The following is a 13,324-nucleotide window of genomic DNA, read 5'->3' on the forward strand; positions in this document are numbered from 1 at the left end:
AAGCGCTTGATGTCGCGGCGCCGCCGTGAGGTGTGGAAAAGACAGGCGTCACCCTGCATGTCTCTACGTAGCAACATGATCACCCTACGCAGGATCTTATCTTCCCTAAAATGGCCCGACGGGATGGGTTTTAGGGCAGGGCGGTAAACACCTTGTACACTTAGCGTATGCCACCCATCGATCAGCAACGGTTTCTATGACTGAAAAAAGGCAAAAATTTTAGCGACGGATTTCCAGCTGCCAGCCGTTCAATAAGGACTGAACCAAAGGAATGGACTCAATGCAGACTTTCATGAAACGAGGCGCAACTGTTGTTGTTTTGGCTCTTGCAGCGGTGACGGTGATGCCGATCTCGGCCATGGCGGAAAGAGCAGTGGAGAGGCACGCTGATCAAGAGCGTCAGGTCAACGAAGATGATCAGAGCCGGCAGGTTAAGAAAGCTGATCAGAGCCGCCAAAGCAAAAAGGTTGATCAAAGCCGTCAGGTCACAAAAGCGGATCAAAACCGGCAAGTCAAAAAAGCCGATCAAAACCGCCATGCTAAAGTTATTGTGGAAAAGCGGCAGCATCATCAAAAGGCCGTTGGGCATCGGTTCCGCAAACAGGATGTGACCATTGTGAACAATTGGCAGGCGCGCGGCCTTGCCCGACCAGGCCGGAACGAAGTCTATGTCGTCAATAACAGCGACATTTACCTCGCGGCCGCTACGACGCTTTTGGTGAAAGCCCTGATTGACTGAACCCCGTCTTGATCAGCCAAACAGGTAATCTGAGCAACGTCGCCGCGCCGGTTTCCGCAGTTGCGGTCGCTGGTAGGCACAGCACAGTCGGTGAGGGGCGGGCCATTGGTCCGCCCCGCATCGCTTACATGTGGATCGCCCCATCGCCGCAGGCCAGCGCGGCTTCGCGCACCGCTTCAGAATAGGTCGGGTGCGCGTGGCAGGTCATCGCCAAGTCCTGCGCCGAGGCGCCGAATTCCATCGCCACGCAGACCTCGTGGATCAGATCGCCTGCGCCGGGGCCGATGATGTGGCAGCCCAAGATGCGGTCGGTTTCCTTGTCGGCGATCAGCTTGACGAAACCGTCACCGGCAAAGACCGCCTTGGCCCGCGCGTTGCCCATGAAGGAGAACTTGCCGACCTTATACGCCCGGCCCGCTTCCTTGAGCGTCGCTTCGGTCTCGCCGACGCTGGCGACCTCCGGGTGGGTGTAGATCACGCCGGGGATCACGCCGTAGTTCACATGGCCATGTTTACCCGCGATCACCTCTGCGGCGGCCATGCCCTCGTCCTCGGCTTTGTGCGCCAACATGGGGCCTTCGATAACGTCGCCGATGGCATAGACGCCTTTGACGGAGGTTTCCCAATGCTCGTTCACGGCGATCTGACCGCGCTCGGTCATTTTGATGCCGAGATCGTCCAGACCCATCCCTTTGATCACCGGCTTGCGGCCCGTGGCGACGAGAACGGTATCGGCCTCAATCTCATGCTCGCTGTCGTCTTTGCGGAGCTTGTAGCTGACCGTGGCCTTGCCCTTGGCGACTTCGGTCTTTTGCACGGCGGCGCCCATGACGAAGTTGATGCCTTGCTTTTTCAGCATCCGCTGGAAGGTTTTCTGCACCTCAGGGTCCATGCCTGGCGTGATCGCGTCGAGGTATTCAACGACGGTGATTTCGGTCCCCAGACGCGCGTAAACGCTGCCCAGCTCCAGCCCGATGACGCCCGCGCCGATCACGACCATCTTCTTGGGGATCTTGTTCAATTCCAGCGCGCCGGTGGAAGTGACGACGACCTGCTCGTCAACTTCAACGCCGGGCAGGGCGGCGGGCTCGGAGCCCGAGGCGATGATGATGTTCTTGGCCTCATGGACCTCGTCGCCAACCTTGACCTTGCCAGCCTCTGGCACCGATCCCCAACCTTTAAGCCAGTCGATCTTGTTCTTTTTGAACAGGAATTCGATGCCCTTGGTGTTGGTCTCGATCGTCTTGTCTTTGTAAGTCAGCATCTGCTTCCAGTCGACGGAGGGGCTTTTGCCCTTCAGGCCCATCTCGCCAAAGTTATGCTCGGCCTCGTGCAGCATATGCGTGGCGTGCAGCAGCGCCTTGGAGGGGATGCAGCCGACATTGAGGCAGGTGCCGCCCAAGGTCTCGCGGCCCTCAACACAGGCGGTTTTCAGGCCCAGTTGCGCGCAACGGATGGCGGCGACATAGCCGCCGGGGCCGGAGCCGATCACGATGACATCATAGCTCGACATGGGGGGTCTCCTTAGCAGTCGGGTGTTACAGGCAAGGTAGGGGGCGCGGGTTTCAGGTGCAAGCGCCGCTGCCTGCGGGTGTTGGGGAAAGGGTTAAATGAGGGCCGCCACCAGCATCAACATGGTCGCGGCAAAACCCACGACCCAGATGAGTGAGCGGTGCGGGCGCAGGCCGAGCGCATAGGCGGGCACGTAAAGCACGCGGGCGATGAGATAGACCCAAGCGCAGGCGGCAGTGAACGCGGTGTTCTGGGCCGACATCTGCACCACGCCCACGGCGATGCCGAAAAGGATCAGCCCCTCGAAGTGGTTATCAAGCGCGCGGCCCAGACGGGCAGTGCGGTCCGACAGTGCGCGCGACGGATCACGGTCGCGGGCAGACATGGTATAACCGGGGCCAAGCTCGCGGTTGGCGGGCACGGCGTAGACCACGAATTGCACCCCCTGCAGCAGCGCGGCAAGGGTCAGGACGGTCAGTTCGGTGGTCATGCGGATTTCACAAAGACGGCTGTCGCGTTGGTCACGGTGCCCTTGTCATCGCTGCTAAGGGCGTTGGAGCGGGTGAGCCAGTCGTCCGCCTTCTTGCGGTCATTGACGTCGAGCAGGACGGAAGCCTTGGTGCTGCTGTCGGCGTGTTTCCAGATTTGCAGCACCGAAAGCCCCGCGTTGCGCCGCGCCTCGGCATCGGCATCGAAGGCGTTTTTCCAAGCGACGAAGTCGGTAACGTCGAAGTGGCAGATCATCTGCATTTGAATGCCCTTTCAGAGCGCGTGGAAATAAAGGACCGCTGTGGCGGCGTAGCCTGCGAGCCATGCCAGCGTGCGGATTGTCGGTACGCCGAGTGCGTAGACGATCACATAGATGATCCGCGCTAGTAGGAAGACTTGGGCGGCCAGCAGCGTGGCGCTGTTATTGCGGCCAAGCATCTCGACTAGCAGCACTGCAGGCGCGAAAAGCGCCATGGCCACGACGGAGTTATCAACCGCGCGGCCCAGACGGGCGGTCATGCCGGTGGTCGTGCGGGTCTCGTCGCGCGAGGACATTAGGTAGCCCATTGAGAGCTGCCGGGTCGCGCCCAGCACTTGAAGCAGGATCGTTAGCATGACCAGAAGGCCATAGGCGGCGAGGAAGGTGGTTTCGGTCATGGTTTGGCCCTTTCAGTTGGTGGGACGCCCCACCCGGTCTGCGGGTATATAGGGCGGGGGTCTCCCCCCGCCTATGGTATCACAGATCCATCAACAGACGGCGGGGATCTTCCAGCATCTCTTTGACGCGCACAAGGAAAGTCACAGCGCCCTTGCCGTCGATGATCCGGTGGTCATAGCTGAGCGAGATATACATCATCGGACGGATCACGACCTCGCCGTTGATCGCCATTGGGCGGTCCTGAATCTTCGCCATGCCGAGGATACCCGACTGTGGCGGGTTCAGGATCGGTGCGGTCATCAGCGAGCCGTAGACGCCGCCGTTGGAGATGGTGAAAGTGCCGCCGGTCATGTCGCCCATGGTCAGCTTGCCGTCACGGGCCTTTTTGCCCATGGCGTTCACGGCCTTTTCGATCTCGGCGAAAGACATCGCGTCGGCGTCTTTGATCACCGGCACCACAAGGCCCGTGGGCGTGCCTGCGGCGACGCCCATGTGGACGTAGTTCTTGTAGATGATGTCGGTGCCGTCGATCTCGGCGTTGACCTCGGGGATTTCCTTGAGCGCGTGGCAGCAGGCCTTGGTGAAGAAGGACATGAAGCCCATCCGCACGCCGTGTTTCTTCTCAAAATCAGCCTTGTAGGTGTTCCGCAATTCCATGACCTCGGTCATGTCCACCTCGTTAAAGGTGGTCAGGATCGCGGCGGTGTTCTGGGCCTCTTTCAGGCGGCGCGCCATGGTCTGCTTGAGGCGGGTCATTTTGACCCGCTCTTCGCGCGACGCGTCATCGGGGGCGGAGGCGGCGCGGGGGGCTGCGGGTTTGGCTTCGGCTTTGGGGGCCGAGGTGCCAGCCGCGACGGCCTTGGCCACGTCTTCTTTCATCACGCGACCGTCACGGCCCGAGCCGGTGACCTGATCGCGGCTGAGGCCCGCTTCGGCCATGGCTTTCTTGGCTGAAGGGGCGTCTTCCACGTCTTTGCCCGAAGTGTCGGCGGATTTGGTTTCAGGAGCAGCACCCGCCCCGGATTTGGCGTCTTCGCCTTTGGGGGCGGCAGCGCCTGCGCCGGAGGTCAGTACGGCCAGCGTGGCGGAGGCTTCGACGGTGGTGCCTTCGTCGGCGAGGATTTCGGCCAGCACGCCGGCGGCGGGCGAGGGCACTTCGACGCTGACTTTGTCGGTTTCCAACTCGCAGAGCATTTCGTCGGCTTCGACCTTGTCGCCGACTTTCTTGAACCAAGTGCTAACGGTCGCTTCGGTGACCGACTCGCCCAGTGTGGGCACTTTGACCTCAATGGTTTCGCCTTCGCGGGCAGCCACGTCGGCGGAGCCTGCGTCGATGGCTTTGGGCGCATCGCCGCCCCGATCGGACTGGGACACAGCTTCGTCGTCTTCTGCGGCTTCTTTGGCTTTGGGCGCGGCCTTGGACCCGCTGTCGCCTTCGCTGACGTTGGCCAGCAGGGCGTCGACGCCGACGGTTTCGCCTTCTTGCGCCACGATCTCGCTCAAGGTGCCAGCAACGGGGCTGGGCACTTCGACGGTGACTTTGTCGGTTTCCAACTCACAGAGCATTTCATCCACCGCGACGGTATCGCCGGGCTTTTTGAACCATGTGGCAACGGTGGCTTCGGTGACGGATTCGCCCAGCGTGGGTACGCGTACTTCGCTTGTCATGGTTTAGTTTCCTTTGATGGTCAGCGCCTCGTCGACGAGGGCGGCTTGTTGTGCTTTGTGCTGGCTGGCCAGACCCGTGGCGGGCGAGGCGGCGGTGGCGCGGCCCACATAGGAGGCGCGGCCGTGTTTGGCGTCGATGCGGCCCAGAACCCATTCGATATTGGGCTCGATGAAGGACCAAGCACCTTGGTTCTTGGGCTCTTCTTGGCACCAGATCATTTCGGCCCCTTTGAAGCGTTCCAGTTCCTTGACCGCCGATTGCGCGGGGAAGGGGTAGAACTGCTCGAACCGCAGGAGATAGACATCGTCGATGCCGCGAGCGTCGCGTTCTTCCAGCAGGTCGTAATAGACCTTGCCCGAACACATCACCACGCGCTTGATCTTGTCATCCGCGACCAGCTTGGTGTCGGAATGGCCCTTTTGTGCGTCATCCCAGAGCACGCGGTGGAAGCTCGACCCGGTGGTGAAATCATCCGCGTTGGACACCGCAAGCTTGTGGCGCAGCAGGGATTTGGGGGTCATCAACATCAGCGGCTTGCGGTAGCTGCGGTGCAGTTGGCGGCGCAGGATGTGGAAGTAGTTGGCGGGCGTGGTGCAGTTCGCCACGATCCAGTTGTCGCCGCCACACATGGTGAGGAAACGCTCCAGACGGGCGGAGGAGTGCTCTGGACCCTGACCCTCATAGCCGTGCGGCATCAGGCAAACGAGGCCCGACATGCGCAGCCATTTGCTTTCACCGCTTGAGATGAACTGGTCGAACATGATCTGTGCGCCGTTGGCGAAGTCACCAAACTGCGCTTCCCAAAGGGTGAGTGCATTGGGCTCGGCCAGTGAGTAGCCATACTCAAAGCCCAGCACCGCATATTCGCTAAGCATCGAGTCGATGACTTCATACTCGGCCTGCCCCTCGCGGATGTGGTTCAGCGGGTAGTAGCGGTCTTCGTTGTCTTGATTGACGAATGCCGAATGCCGCTGGCTGAAGGTGCCGCGTGTGCTGTCTTGGCCAGACAGACGAACCTTGTAGCCTTCGGTCAGCAGGGAGCCAAACGCCATTGCCTCAGCCGTGGCCCAGTCAAAACCTTCACCGCTTTCGAACATCGCCTTTTTTGCTTCGAGCAGACGACCGATGGTTTTATGCAGCGGAAATTTATCCGGCGCGGTGGTGAGCGCCTTGCCGACGTCTTGCAGGGTTTCGGGGGCGATGGCCGTCTTGCCGCGCTGGTAGGACTTTTTCTTTTTGTCCATGTGCGACCACTTGCCGTCCAGCCAATCGGCCTTATTCGGGCGGTAATCCTTACCCGCTTCAAACTCCTCGCCCAGATGGTTCTGGAAGGCGGTCTTCATGTCTTCGATCTCACCCTCGGGGATCAGACCGTCGGCAACCAGACGCTGGGTATAAAGGCTCAGCGTGGTTTTCTGTTTCTTGACGCTCTTGTACATCACCGGGTTGGTGAACATCGGCTCGTCGCCTTCGTTGTGACCAAAGCGGCGGTAGCAGAAGAGGTCGATGACCACATCTTTGTGGAACTTCTGACGGAACTCGGTGGCCACGCGGGCGGCGTGCACGACCGCTTCGGGGTCGTCGCCGTTGACGTGGAAGATCGGCGCCTCAACCACCAGCGCGTTGTCAGTGGGGTAGGGCGAGGAACGCGAGAAATGCGGCGCGGTGGTGAAGCCGATTTGGTTGTTTACCACGATATGCATGGTGCCGCCGGTTTTGTGACCCTTGAGGCCCGAAAGCGCGAAACATTCCGCCACGACGCCTTGGCCAGCAAAGGCCGCATCGCCGTGCAGCAGAATTGGCATGACGGCGGTGCGGTCCTTGTCGTTCAGCTGGTCCTGCTTGGCGCGGACCTTGCCCAGCACGACGGGGTTCACCGCCTCAAGGTGCGAGGGGTTGGCGGTCAGCGACAGGTGAACGGAATTGCCGTCGAACTCACGGTCCGAGGACGCGCCGAGGTGGTATTTCACATCGCCCGAACCATCCACATCGTCCGGTTTGAAGCTGCCGCCTTGGAATTCGTTAAAGATCGCGCGGTAGGGTTTCTGCATAACGTTGGCGAGCACCGACAGGCGGCCCCGGTGGGGCATGCCGATGACGATGTCTTTGACACCCAACTGGCCGCCGCGCTTGATGATCTGCTCCATCGCGGGAACAAGGCTTTCACCGCCATCAAGGCCGAAACGCTTGGTGCCCATGTATTTCACGTGCAGGAACTTTTCGAAGCCCTCGGCCTCGACCAGCTTGCTTAGAATCGCCTTGCGGCCTTCCTTGGTGAAGTGGATTTCCTTGCCGTAGCCTTCGATCCGCTCTTTCAGCCAACCGGCCTGCTCGGGGTCGGAGATATGCATGTATTGCAGCGCGAAGGTGCCGCAGTAGGTTGAGCGCACGATGTCGACGATCTGCTTCATTGTCGCCACTTCAAGGCCCAGCACCTGATCGATGAAAATCGGGCGGTTCATGTCGGCCTCGGTGAAACCGTAGGACTTCGGGTCAAGCTCAGGCTGGTTGCCGGTATCGCGCATGCCCAGCGGGTCAAGGTCGGCGGCCAGGTGGCCCCGGATGCGGTAGGCGCGGATCAGCATGAGCGCGCGGATGCTGTCGAGCACGGCTTGCTTGACCTGTGCGTCCGAGACTTCGACGCCCTTCTCTGCGGCTTTGGTTTTGATTTTTTCGCCTGCGGCCTGGGCCTCGGCGGGTTCGGGCCAAACACCGGTCAGCGCGCCCATGACTTCACCCGCGGGGGCGGGGGGCCAGTCGGACCGTGCCCAAGAGGGGCCAGCGGCCTCTGCCTGTGCGGTTTCGGCGTCGTCGCCCATCGCCGCGAAAAATTCCTGCCAAGCGTCGTCGACCGCGTTGGGATCGTTGGCATAGCGGGCGTACATCGCCTCAAGATACTCTGCGTTTTCGCCTTCCATGAAGGAGGAGGCGCGGAATTGTTCGTTGGCGGGTTGGTCGGTCATGAGAGTACCTCGTGTGGGTTGGGACCGTAGGCATAGGGGTCGTGGGGTCTTGCGGCACCGGAAGGGGGGCCACAAGACCGGAAGGGGGGTTAGCCCTTGTCGATCGCTTCTTTGACCGCTTCGCCCAGTGTCGCGGGGCTGTCAGCCACGACGATACCGGCTTCTTTCATCGCTTCGATCTTGCTTTCCGCGTCGCCCTTGCCACCGGCGACAATCGCTCCTGCGTGGCCCATGCGGCGGCCGGGAGGGGCCGTGCGACCCGCGATGAAGCCAGCGGTCGGCTTCCAGCGGCCCTTTTTCTTTTCGTCGGCAAGGAACTGTGCTGCTTCCTCTTCGGCGGAGCCGCCGATTTCGCCAATCATGATGATCGAATGTGTCTCGTCATCTGCAAGGAACATTTCCAGCACGTCGATATGCTCGGTCCCTTTGATGGGGTCGCCGCCGATGCCAACGGCAGAGGACTGGCCGAGGCCCATGTCGGTGGTCTGTTTGACCGCCTCATAAGTCAGCGTGCCCGAGCGCGACACAACGCCGACCGAACCGCGACGGTGGATGTGGCCCGGCATGATGCCGATTTTGCAGGCGTCGGGCGTGATGACGCCGGGGCAGTTCGGGCCGATCAGGCGCGATTTGGAGCCTTGGAGCGCGCGAGCGACGCGGGCCATGTCGAGAACCGGGATGCCTTCGGTGATGCAGACGATCAGTTCCATCTCGGCGTCGATCGCCTCAAGGATTGAGTCTGCCGCGAAGGGGGGCGGGACGTAGATCACGGAGGCGTTCGCCTCGGTCACGTGCTTGGCTTCGTGGACGGAGTTGAACACGGGCAGGTCGAGGTGCGTCTGACCGCCTTTGCCGGGCGTGACGCCGCCGACCATCTTGGTGCCATAGGCAATGGCCTGTTCGGTGTGGAACGTCCCCTGCGAGCCGGTCAGACCCTGACAGATGACTTTGGTGTTTTCGTTGACTAGTACGGCCATGATTTCTTCCTTGGTCGGTGATATTTAATCCCGGGGGCGGGCCCCGGGGGCGTCAGGCGCGATGCGCCCGGTTGGTGGGATGCGCCGTGGTCGGCGCGGGGCCGGGCCACAGCAGGATGGCGGCGAGGAACATGACCGGGATGCCAAGCTCCCCGATCTCCTCGACGACGAAAGCGGTGCGTTCGGCATCGGCAGAAATCTCGATCCCCAAGGGGGCGAGTTTCCGGGCGATGCCGTCGAGCAGTTTGTAAGCGACGGTGAAACCGATCCCGAGCAGGACGGCCCCGGCCCATGCGCGCCCCTGAAACAGGGCGGCAAGGAAGGGCCGGACGTGGCGCCACAGCATCAGCAGGATTGCACAGATGATAATCGCAAGGATCAGCGCCGCGACCAGTCGCTCGCCCAGTGGGACGTCGTCGCCGGTATATTGCCGGGCCTTAAACAGGCCGCGGGTGAACAGCGATTTGTCGAGGTCGAGTTCGCGTGCTGCCATAACGGCCAGTACCAGCGGCAGGTACCAGACCCGCAGAACCGCGCCGCGTAACGTCCAGATCAGCGCTGCAATGCACAGCAGGTAGCCCACAACGGAAAGACTTTCGTAAAAGCCACCTTCCGCGAGCAAAGTTTCCTGAGTGGCGACGGGCAGTGTGTTCACGGTGAACATCTGCATGGCAAAGGCCAGCCCCAGCGTCAGCAAAAGGGTCCAACCCTGACGTTGAGAGGCGGTCATTGCGACACCTCCGCGGGCAGTCCAAGACCATCATAGAGCCGGTCAACAGCCATGAAAGTCTGCGTCGCGGCCTGAGCGCTGCGCGTTCCAACATGCACGACGGCCACGCGACCACGCAGCAATTCACGGCCCTCGATCAACGCGGTGCCGGGGCCGGCGCTATGGGTGTCGGGCAGGGGAATCGCATCACCAAAAACGGGCGGGGTGGCCATTTGCGCGCGCAAGGCAGTGATGGCGGCGGCGGTGTGATCGCCGTCAAACGTCACTTCGCAGCGCCGCTCTACGCCGCGCGGGGCGTCGTCTGGTCGTGGCTCTAGGCTGTCGTCCCAGAAGGTGAGGGCGAAAGGTGCCTCATCGGCGGCCATATTATCGCGGGCTTGCGCCTCGGTCTGGCCAGCCTTGAAGCACCAGTCATTAAAGCGTGAGATGGCCACCTCTTCTGGCCCGCCAAAAGCGGGGGCGGCCAGAAGGCCGGTCAGGAGGAGGGGTGGCATCAGCGACATCAGTAAAGACGCTCGTTATCGTCGGCGAGAAAATCGAGAGCGCGCAGGGTCAACAGACCGGCACCCATCACCATCAGGCTCCGGCCAATTGAACCGGTGAGGTTGGACGGCAGGATCATCGCCAAGCCGTCACGCGATTTGCGCGCAGCGCGGGGCAGACCTCGGTCGAGGCGTTTTTTGTTCTCAGGCTCGGGCAGCCGCAGGGCATCGGGCTGCCACTGACGGATCAAAAGCCCGGCCCCCAATAGCGCAATACCCGCGAGAACGGGGGAGGATTTGGGAGATTGATCCATGCTGACCTCGTTGCATTCTTAGGTTTGCGCGACATTGCTAGGCCGGAATGCCCCTGCCGCAGCGGGGCGGCAAAGACGGTGGTATCGGCCACCCCAAACGCTGGGCAGGGGTGGCCGACAGAAGCGTTTAGCCCTTAACCGCTTTCACGATTTTCTGAGCGCCGTCTTTCAAGTCGTCAGCAGCGATGACATCAAGACCGGAGTTGTTGATGATCGCTTTGCCTTCTTCGACGTTGGTGCCCTCAAGACGGACAACCAGCGGCACTTTCAGACCGACTTCTTTCACCGCGGCGACAACGCCTTCGGCGATGACGTCACAGCGCATGATGCCGCCGAAGATGTTGACCAAGATGCCTTTGACCTGCGGGTCCGAGGTGATGATCTTGAAGGCTTCGGTGACTTTCTCTTTGGTCGCACCACCGCCCACGTCGAGGAAGTTGGCAGGCTCGGCACCGTAGAGCTTGATGATGTCCATCGTCGCCATGGCGAGGCCCGCACCGTTGACCATGCAGCCAATCTCGCCGTCGAGCGCGATGTAGTTGAGGTCGTATTTGGAGGCTTCGAGTTCTTTGCTGTCTTCCTCGGTCTCGTCACGCAGGTTGGCGACGTCGGGCTGGCGGTACATCGCGTTGCCGTCGAAGCTGACCTTCGCGTCGAGCACTTTCAGGTCGTTGCCGGGCATGACGATCAGCGGGTTGATCTCCAGCATCTCCATGTCCTTCTCAACGAAGGCTTGGTAAAGCTGACCCATCAGTTTGACGCACTGTTTGACAGCCGTGCCTTCGAGGCCCAGCGAAAACGCAACGCGGCGGCCGTGGAAGGGCTGGTAGCCAGTGGCCGGATCGACGGAGAAGCTGAGGATTTTCTCAGGTGTCGCGTCGGCGACTTCTTCGATGTCCATGCCGCCTTCGGTGGAGCAGACAAAGGAGATGCGGCTGGTCTGACGGTCGACCAACAGCGCGAGGTACAACTCACGCTCAATGTCGGAGCCGTCTTCGATGTAGATGCGGTTAACCTGTTTGCCTGCGGGGCCGGTCTGGTGTGTCACCAGCGTCTTGCCCAACATCTTTTTGGCTTCTTCTGCCGCTTCTTCCACGGATTTGGTCAGGCGCACGCCGCCCTTTTCGCCAGCACCGGCTTCTTTAAAGCTGCCTTTGCCGCGGCCACCTGCGTGGATTTGCGCTTTGACCACCCAAAGCGGGCCGTCCATCTCGCCAGCGGCGGTCTTGGCGTCTTCGGCCTTGAGCACGACACGGCCGTCGGAGACAGGGGCGCCATAGCTGCGCAGGAGGGCTTTCGCCTGATATTCGTGGATGTTCATGAAAAACGGTCCCGTTTCTGTTCCAGTTGCCCCTTAGTATGGGGGTGACTCTCGTTCCTGTAAGGGTTTTTTCCGAGAAAGTTGGGTTTGACCAGCTAAAAATGGCATTTGTGATCACACGCCAAATGCGTGTGATCACAAATTCGCTCAACACGTCCGAATCGGCTGATTTTTGCTTGTATAAGGGGGGATAGGCGGCCCGACCGTCTGGTCAGGCCAGCGTTTTAGCGCGGCATGAGCGCCCAGTAGTCGAGGTCAAGCAGAACCTCTGGCCGGTATTTGCCTGCCTCATCGCGCAACTCAAACGGGGTGCCGCCTTTGGTGGCGACCAACCGTAGACGGATTGCGCCGACGCCGGGGGCTGCTGTCTCGGCTTTGTCGAGCACTTCGGTCCATGCGCGGATTGTGTCTCCGGACAGGCAAGGGTTCGCATGCGCGCCACCGTTAAGGCCCACAATCATCTGCGCGTTGGCCAGCCCGTTGAACGACAGCGCCCGTGCCATTGAGATGACGTGGCCGCCGTAGATCAGGCGCGACCCATCGGGCCGGGCAGAGGTGTCAAAGTGCACTTTCGCCGTGTTTTGCCACAGGCGCGTGGCGATCATGTGCTCGGCCTCTTCGACCGTTACGCCATCGACGTGGTCGATCTTTTCACCCACTTCGTAATCGCCCCAGCGGTGCGGCTCTCCGGCGAGGGCGAAATCGTAGTGGGTGAAGTCCAGCCCCTCTGGCACCTTAAGCTGCTCGACAGTCAAGGCGTCGGGCAGGTCAGGCACGGTCGTTTCCGGCGCTGCGGCATCCAGATTGTTTTTGCGAACCATCACCCAGCGGACGTATTCCAACACCTTCTCGTTGTGTTGGTTCAGCCCCGTGGTGCGGACCCAGACAACGCCGGTCTTGCCGTTGGAGTTTTGTTTGAGGCCGATCACCTCGCTTTCGGCGCGCAGCGTGTCACCGGGCCAGACGGGCATCAGCCAGCGGCCCTGCGCATAGCCAAGGTTGGCCACCGCATTGAGGGAAACATCCGGCACGGTTTTGCCAAAGACGATGTGAAAGGCGATCAGATCGTCAAGCGGGCTGGCCTTAAGCCCGCAAGATTGTGCAAAACTGTCCGCAGAATAAAGCGCATGACGCGCGGGGTAGAGCGCATGATAGAGCGCGCGTTCGCCTTCTCCAACCGTGCGGGGTACTGCGTGGTGCAGCACCTCGCCCAGTTGGTAGTCCTCAAAAAAGCGGCCGCGGTTGGTTTTACTCATCACTGTTCGCCCAGTTTAACATCGGGCGAATAGGTGCCGGGCGCGTCTTTGATCACGGCTTGGCCGCAGCGCATGACCCCGGCTTTGTGGTCCCACGTCTGGGTCGGGGTGCCGTAAAGCTCCCATCCCTTGTTCAGCGCGTCGGTGACCTTGTGGCAAAAGGCGGATGTGTCCTCTTCGGAGAGGAAGCGGTAAACTTTCATGGCAGGCTCCG

At 61.1% G+C, this 13,324-nt stretch carries 14 protein-coding genes; 1 reads left to right on the top strand and 13 read right to left on the bottom strand.

The window, feature by feature from the left end:
• The first annotated feature begins 280 nt into the window (after window positions 1-280).
• Window positions 281-739 (top strand): hypothetical protein, encoded by a 459-nt coding sequence (locus WNY61_RS07395; RefSeq protein WP_342850830.1) that lies wholly within the window; start codon window positions 281-283, stop codon window positions 737-739.
• Between the two features lie 124 nt (window positions 740-863).
• Here the strand turns inward: WNY61_RS07395 and lpdA are convergent, their stop codons facing one another.
• From lpdA to WNY61_RS07460, 13 genes are all read right to left on the bottom strand, one after another.
• Window positions 864-2,252, bottom strand: coding sequence for a dihydrolipoyl dehydrogenase (gene lpdA, locus WNY61_RS07400; RefSeq protein ID WP_342850831.1), 1,389 nt, complete (start codon window positions 2,250-2,252; stop codon window positions 864-866).
• A 93-nt stretch (window positions 2,253-2,345) separates the two neighbouring features.
• Window positions 2,346-2,741: an MAPEG family protein gene (locus WNY61_RS07405; RefSeq protein ID WP_342850832.1), complete on the bottom strand. Its 396-nt coding sequence runs from the start codon at window positions 2,739-2,741 to the stop codon at window positions 2,346-2,348.
• On the bottom strand, window positions 2,738-3,001 hold the full coding sequence (locus WNY61_RS07410) for a hypothetical protein (protein ID WP_342850833.1): 264 nt from the start codon (window positions 2,999-3,001) through the stop codon (window positions 2,738-2,740). Before WNY61_RS07410 ends, WNY61_RS07405 begins: the two co-directional genes overlap by 4 nt.
• A gap of 12 nt (window positions 3,002-3,013) precedes the next feature.
• Window positions 3,014-3,397: an MAPEG family protein gene (locus WNY61_RS07415; protein ID WP_342850834.1), complete on the bottom strand. Its 384-nt coding sequence runs from the start codon at window positions 3,395-3,397 to the stop codon at window positions 3,014-3,016.
• 79 nt (window positions 3,398-3,476) lie between these two features.
• A complete protein-coding gene (odhB, locus tag WNY61_RS07420) occupies window positions 3,477-5,066 on the bottom strand; it encodes a 2-oxoglutarate dehydrogenase complex dihydrolipoyllysine-residue succinyltransferase (RefSeq protein WP_342850835.1) in 1,590 nt (529 codons plus the stop codon).
• A gap of 3 nt (window positions 5,067-5,069) precedes the next feature.
• Window positions 5,070-8,030: a 2-oxoglutarate dehydrogenase E1 component gene (locus WNY61_RS07425; protein ID WP_342850836.1), complete on the bottom strand. Its 2,961-nt coding sequence runs from the start codon at window positions 8,028-8,030 to the stop codon at window positions 5,070-5,072.
• An 89-nt stretch (window positions 8,031-8,119) separates the two neighbouring features.
• The gene (gene sucD, locus WNY61_RS07430; RefSeq protein WP_342850837.1) at window positions 8,120-9,007 is read right to left on the bottom strand and encodes a succinate--CoA ligase subunit alpha; all 888 of its coding nucleotides are present in this window, start codon (window positions 9,005-9,007) and stop codon (window positions 8,120-8,122) included.
• A gap of 52 nt (window positions 9,008-9,059) precedes the next feature.
• Window positions 9,060-9,737, bottom strand: a complete 678-nt coding sequence (locus WNY61_RS07435; protein WP_342850838.1) for a hypothetical protein — start codon at window positions 9,735-9,737, stop codon at window positions 9,060-9,062.
• The gene (locus WNY61_RS07440) at window positions 9,734-10,231 is read right to left on the bottom strand and encodes a hypothetical protein (RefSeq protein ID WP_342850839.1); all 498 of its coding nucleotides are present in this window, start codon (window positions 10,229-10,231) and stop codon (window positions 9,734-9,736) included. The genes WNY61_RS07435 and WNY61_RS07440 overlap by 4 nt, the downstream gene beginning before the upstream one ends.
• A gap of 8 nt (window positions 10,232-10,239) precedes the next feature.
• Complete coding sequence (locus WNY61_RS07445) at window positions 10,240-10,533, bottom strand: hypothetical protein (RefSeq protein WP_342850840.1); 294 nt, start codon at window positions 10,531-10,533, stop codon at window positions 10,240-10,242.
• A 127-nt stretch (window positions 10,534-10,660) separates the two neighbouring features.
• Window positions 10,661-11,854 carry an ADP-forming succinate--CoA ligase subunit beta gene (gene sucC / locus WNY61_RS07450; RefSeq protein ID WP_342850841.1) on the bottom strand — a complete coding sequence of 398 codons (1,194 nt, stop codon included), beginning with the start codon at window positions 11,852-11,854 and terminating at the stop codon, window positions 10,661-10,663.
• Window positions 11,855-12,078: 224 nt separating this feature from the next.
• Window positions 12,079-13,110, bottom strand: coding sequence for a MaoC family dehydratase (locus tag WNY61_RS07455; RefSeq protein ID WP_342850842.1), 1,032 nt, complete (start codon window positions 13,108-13,110; stop codon window positions 12,079-12,081).
• On the bottom strand, window positions 13,110-13,313 hold the full coding sequence (locus tag WNY61_RS07460; RefSeq protein ID WP_342850843.1) for a DUF1737 domain-containing protein: 204 nt from the start codon (window positions 13,311-13,313) through the stop codon (window positions 13,110-13,112). The genes WNY61_RS07455 and WNY61_RS07460 overlap by 1 nt, the downstream gene beginning before the upstream one ends.
• Window positions 13,314-13,324 lie beyond the last annotated feature (11 nt).

The sequence above is a fragment of the Sulfitobacter sp. AS92 genome (genome assembly GCF_038900015.1).
GTDB lineage: Bacteria > Pseudomonadota > Alphaproteobacteria > Rhodobacterales > Rhodobacteraceae > Sulfitobacter.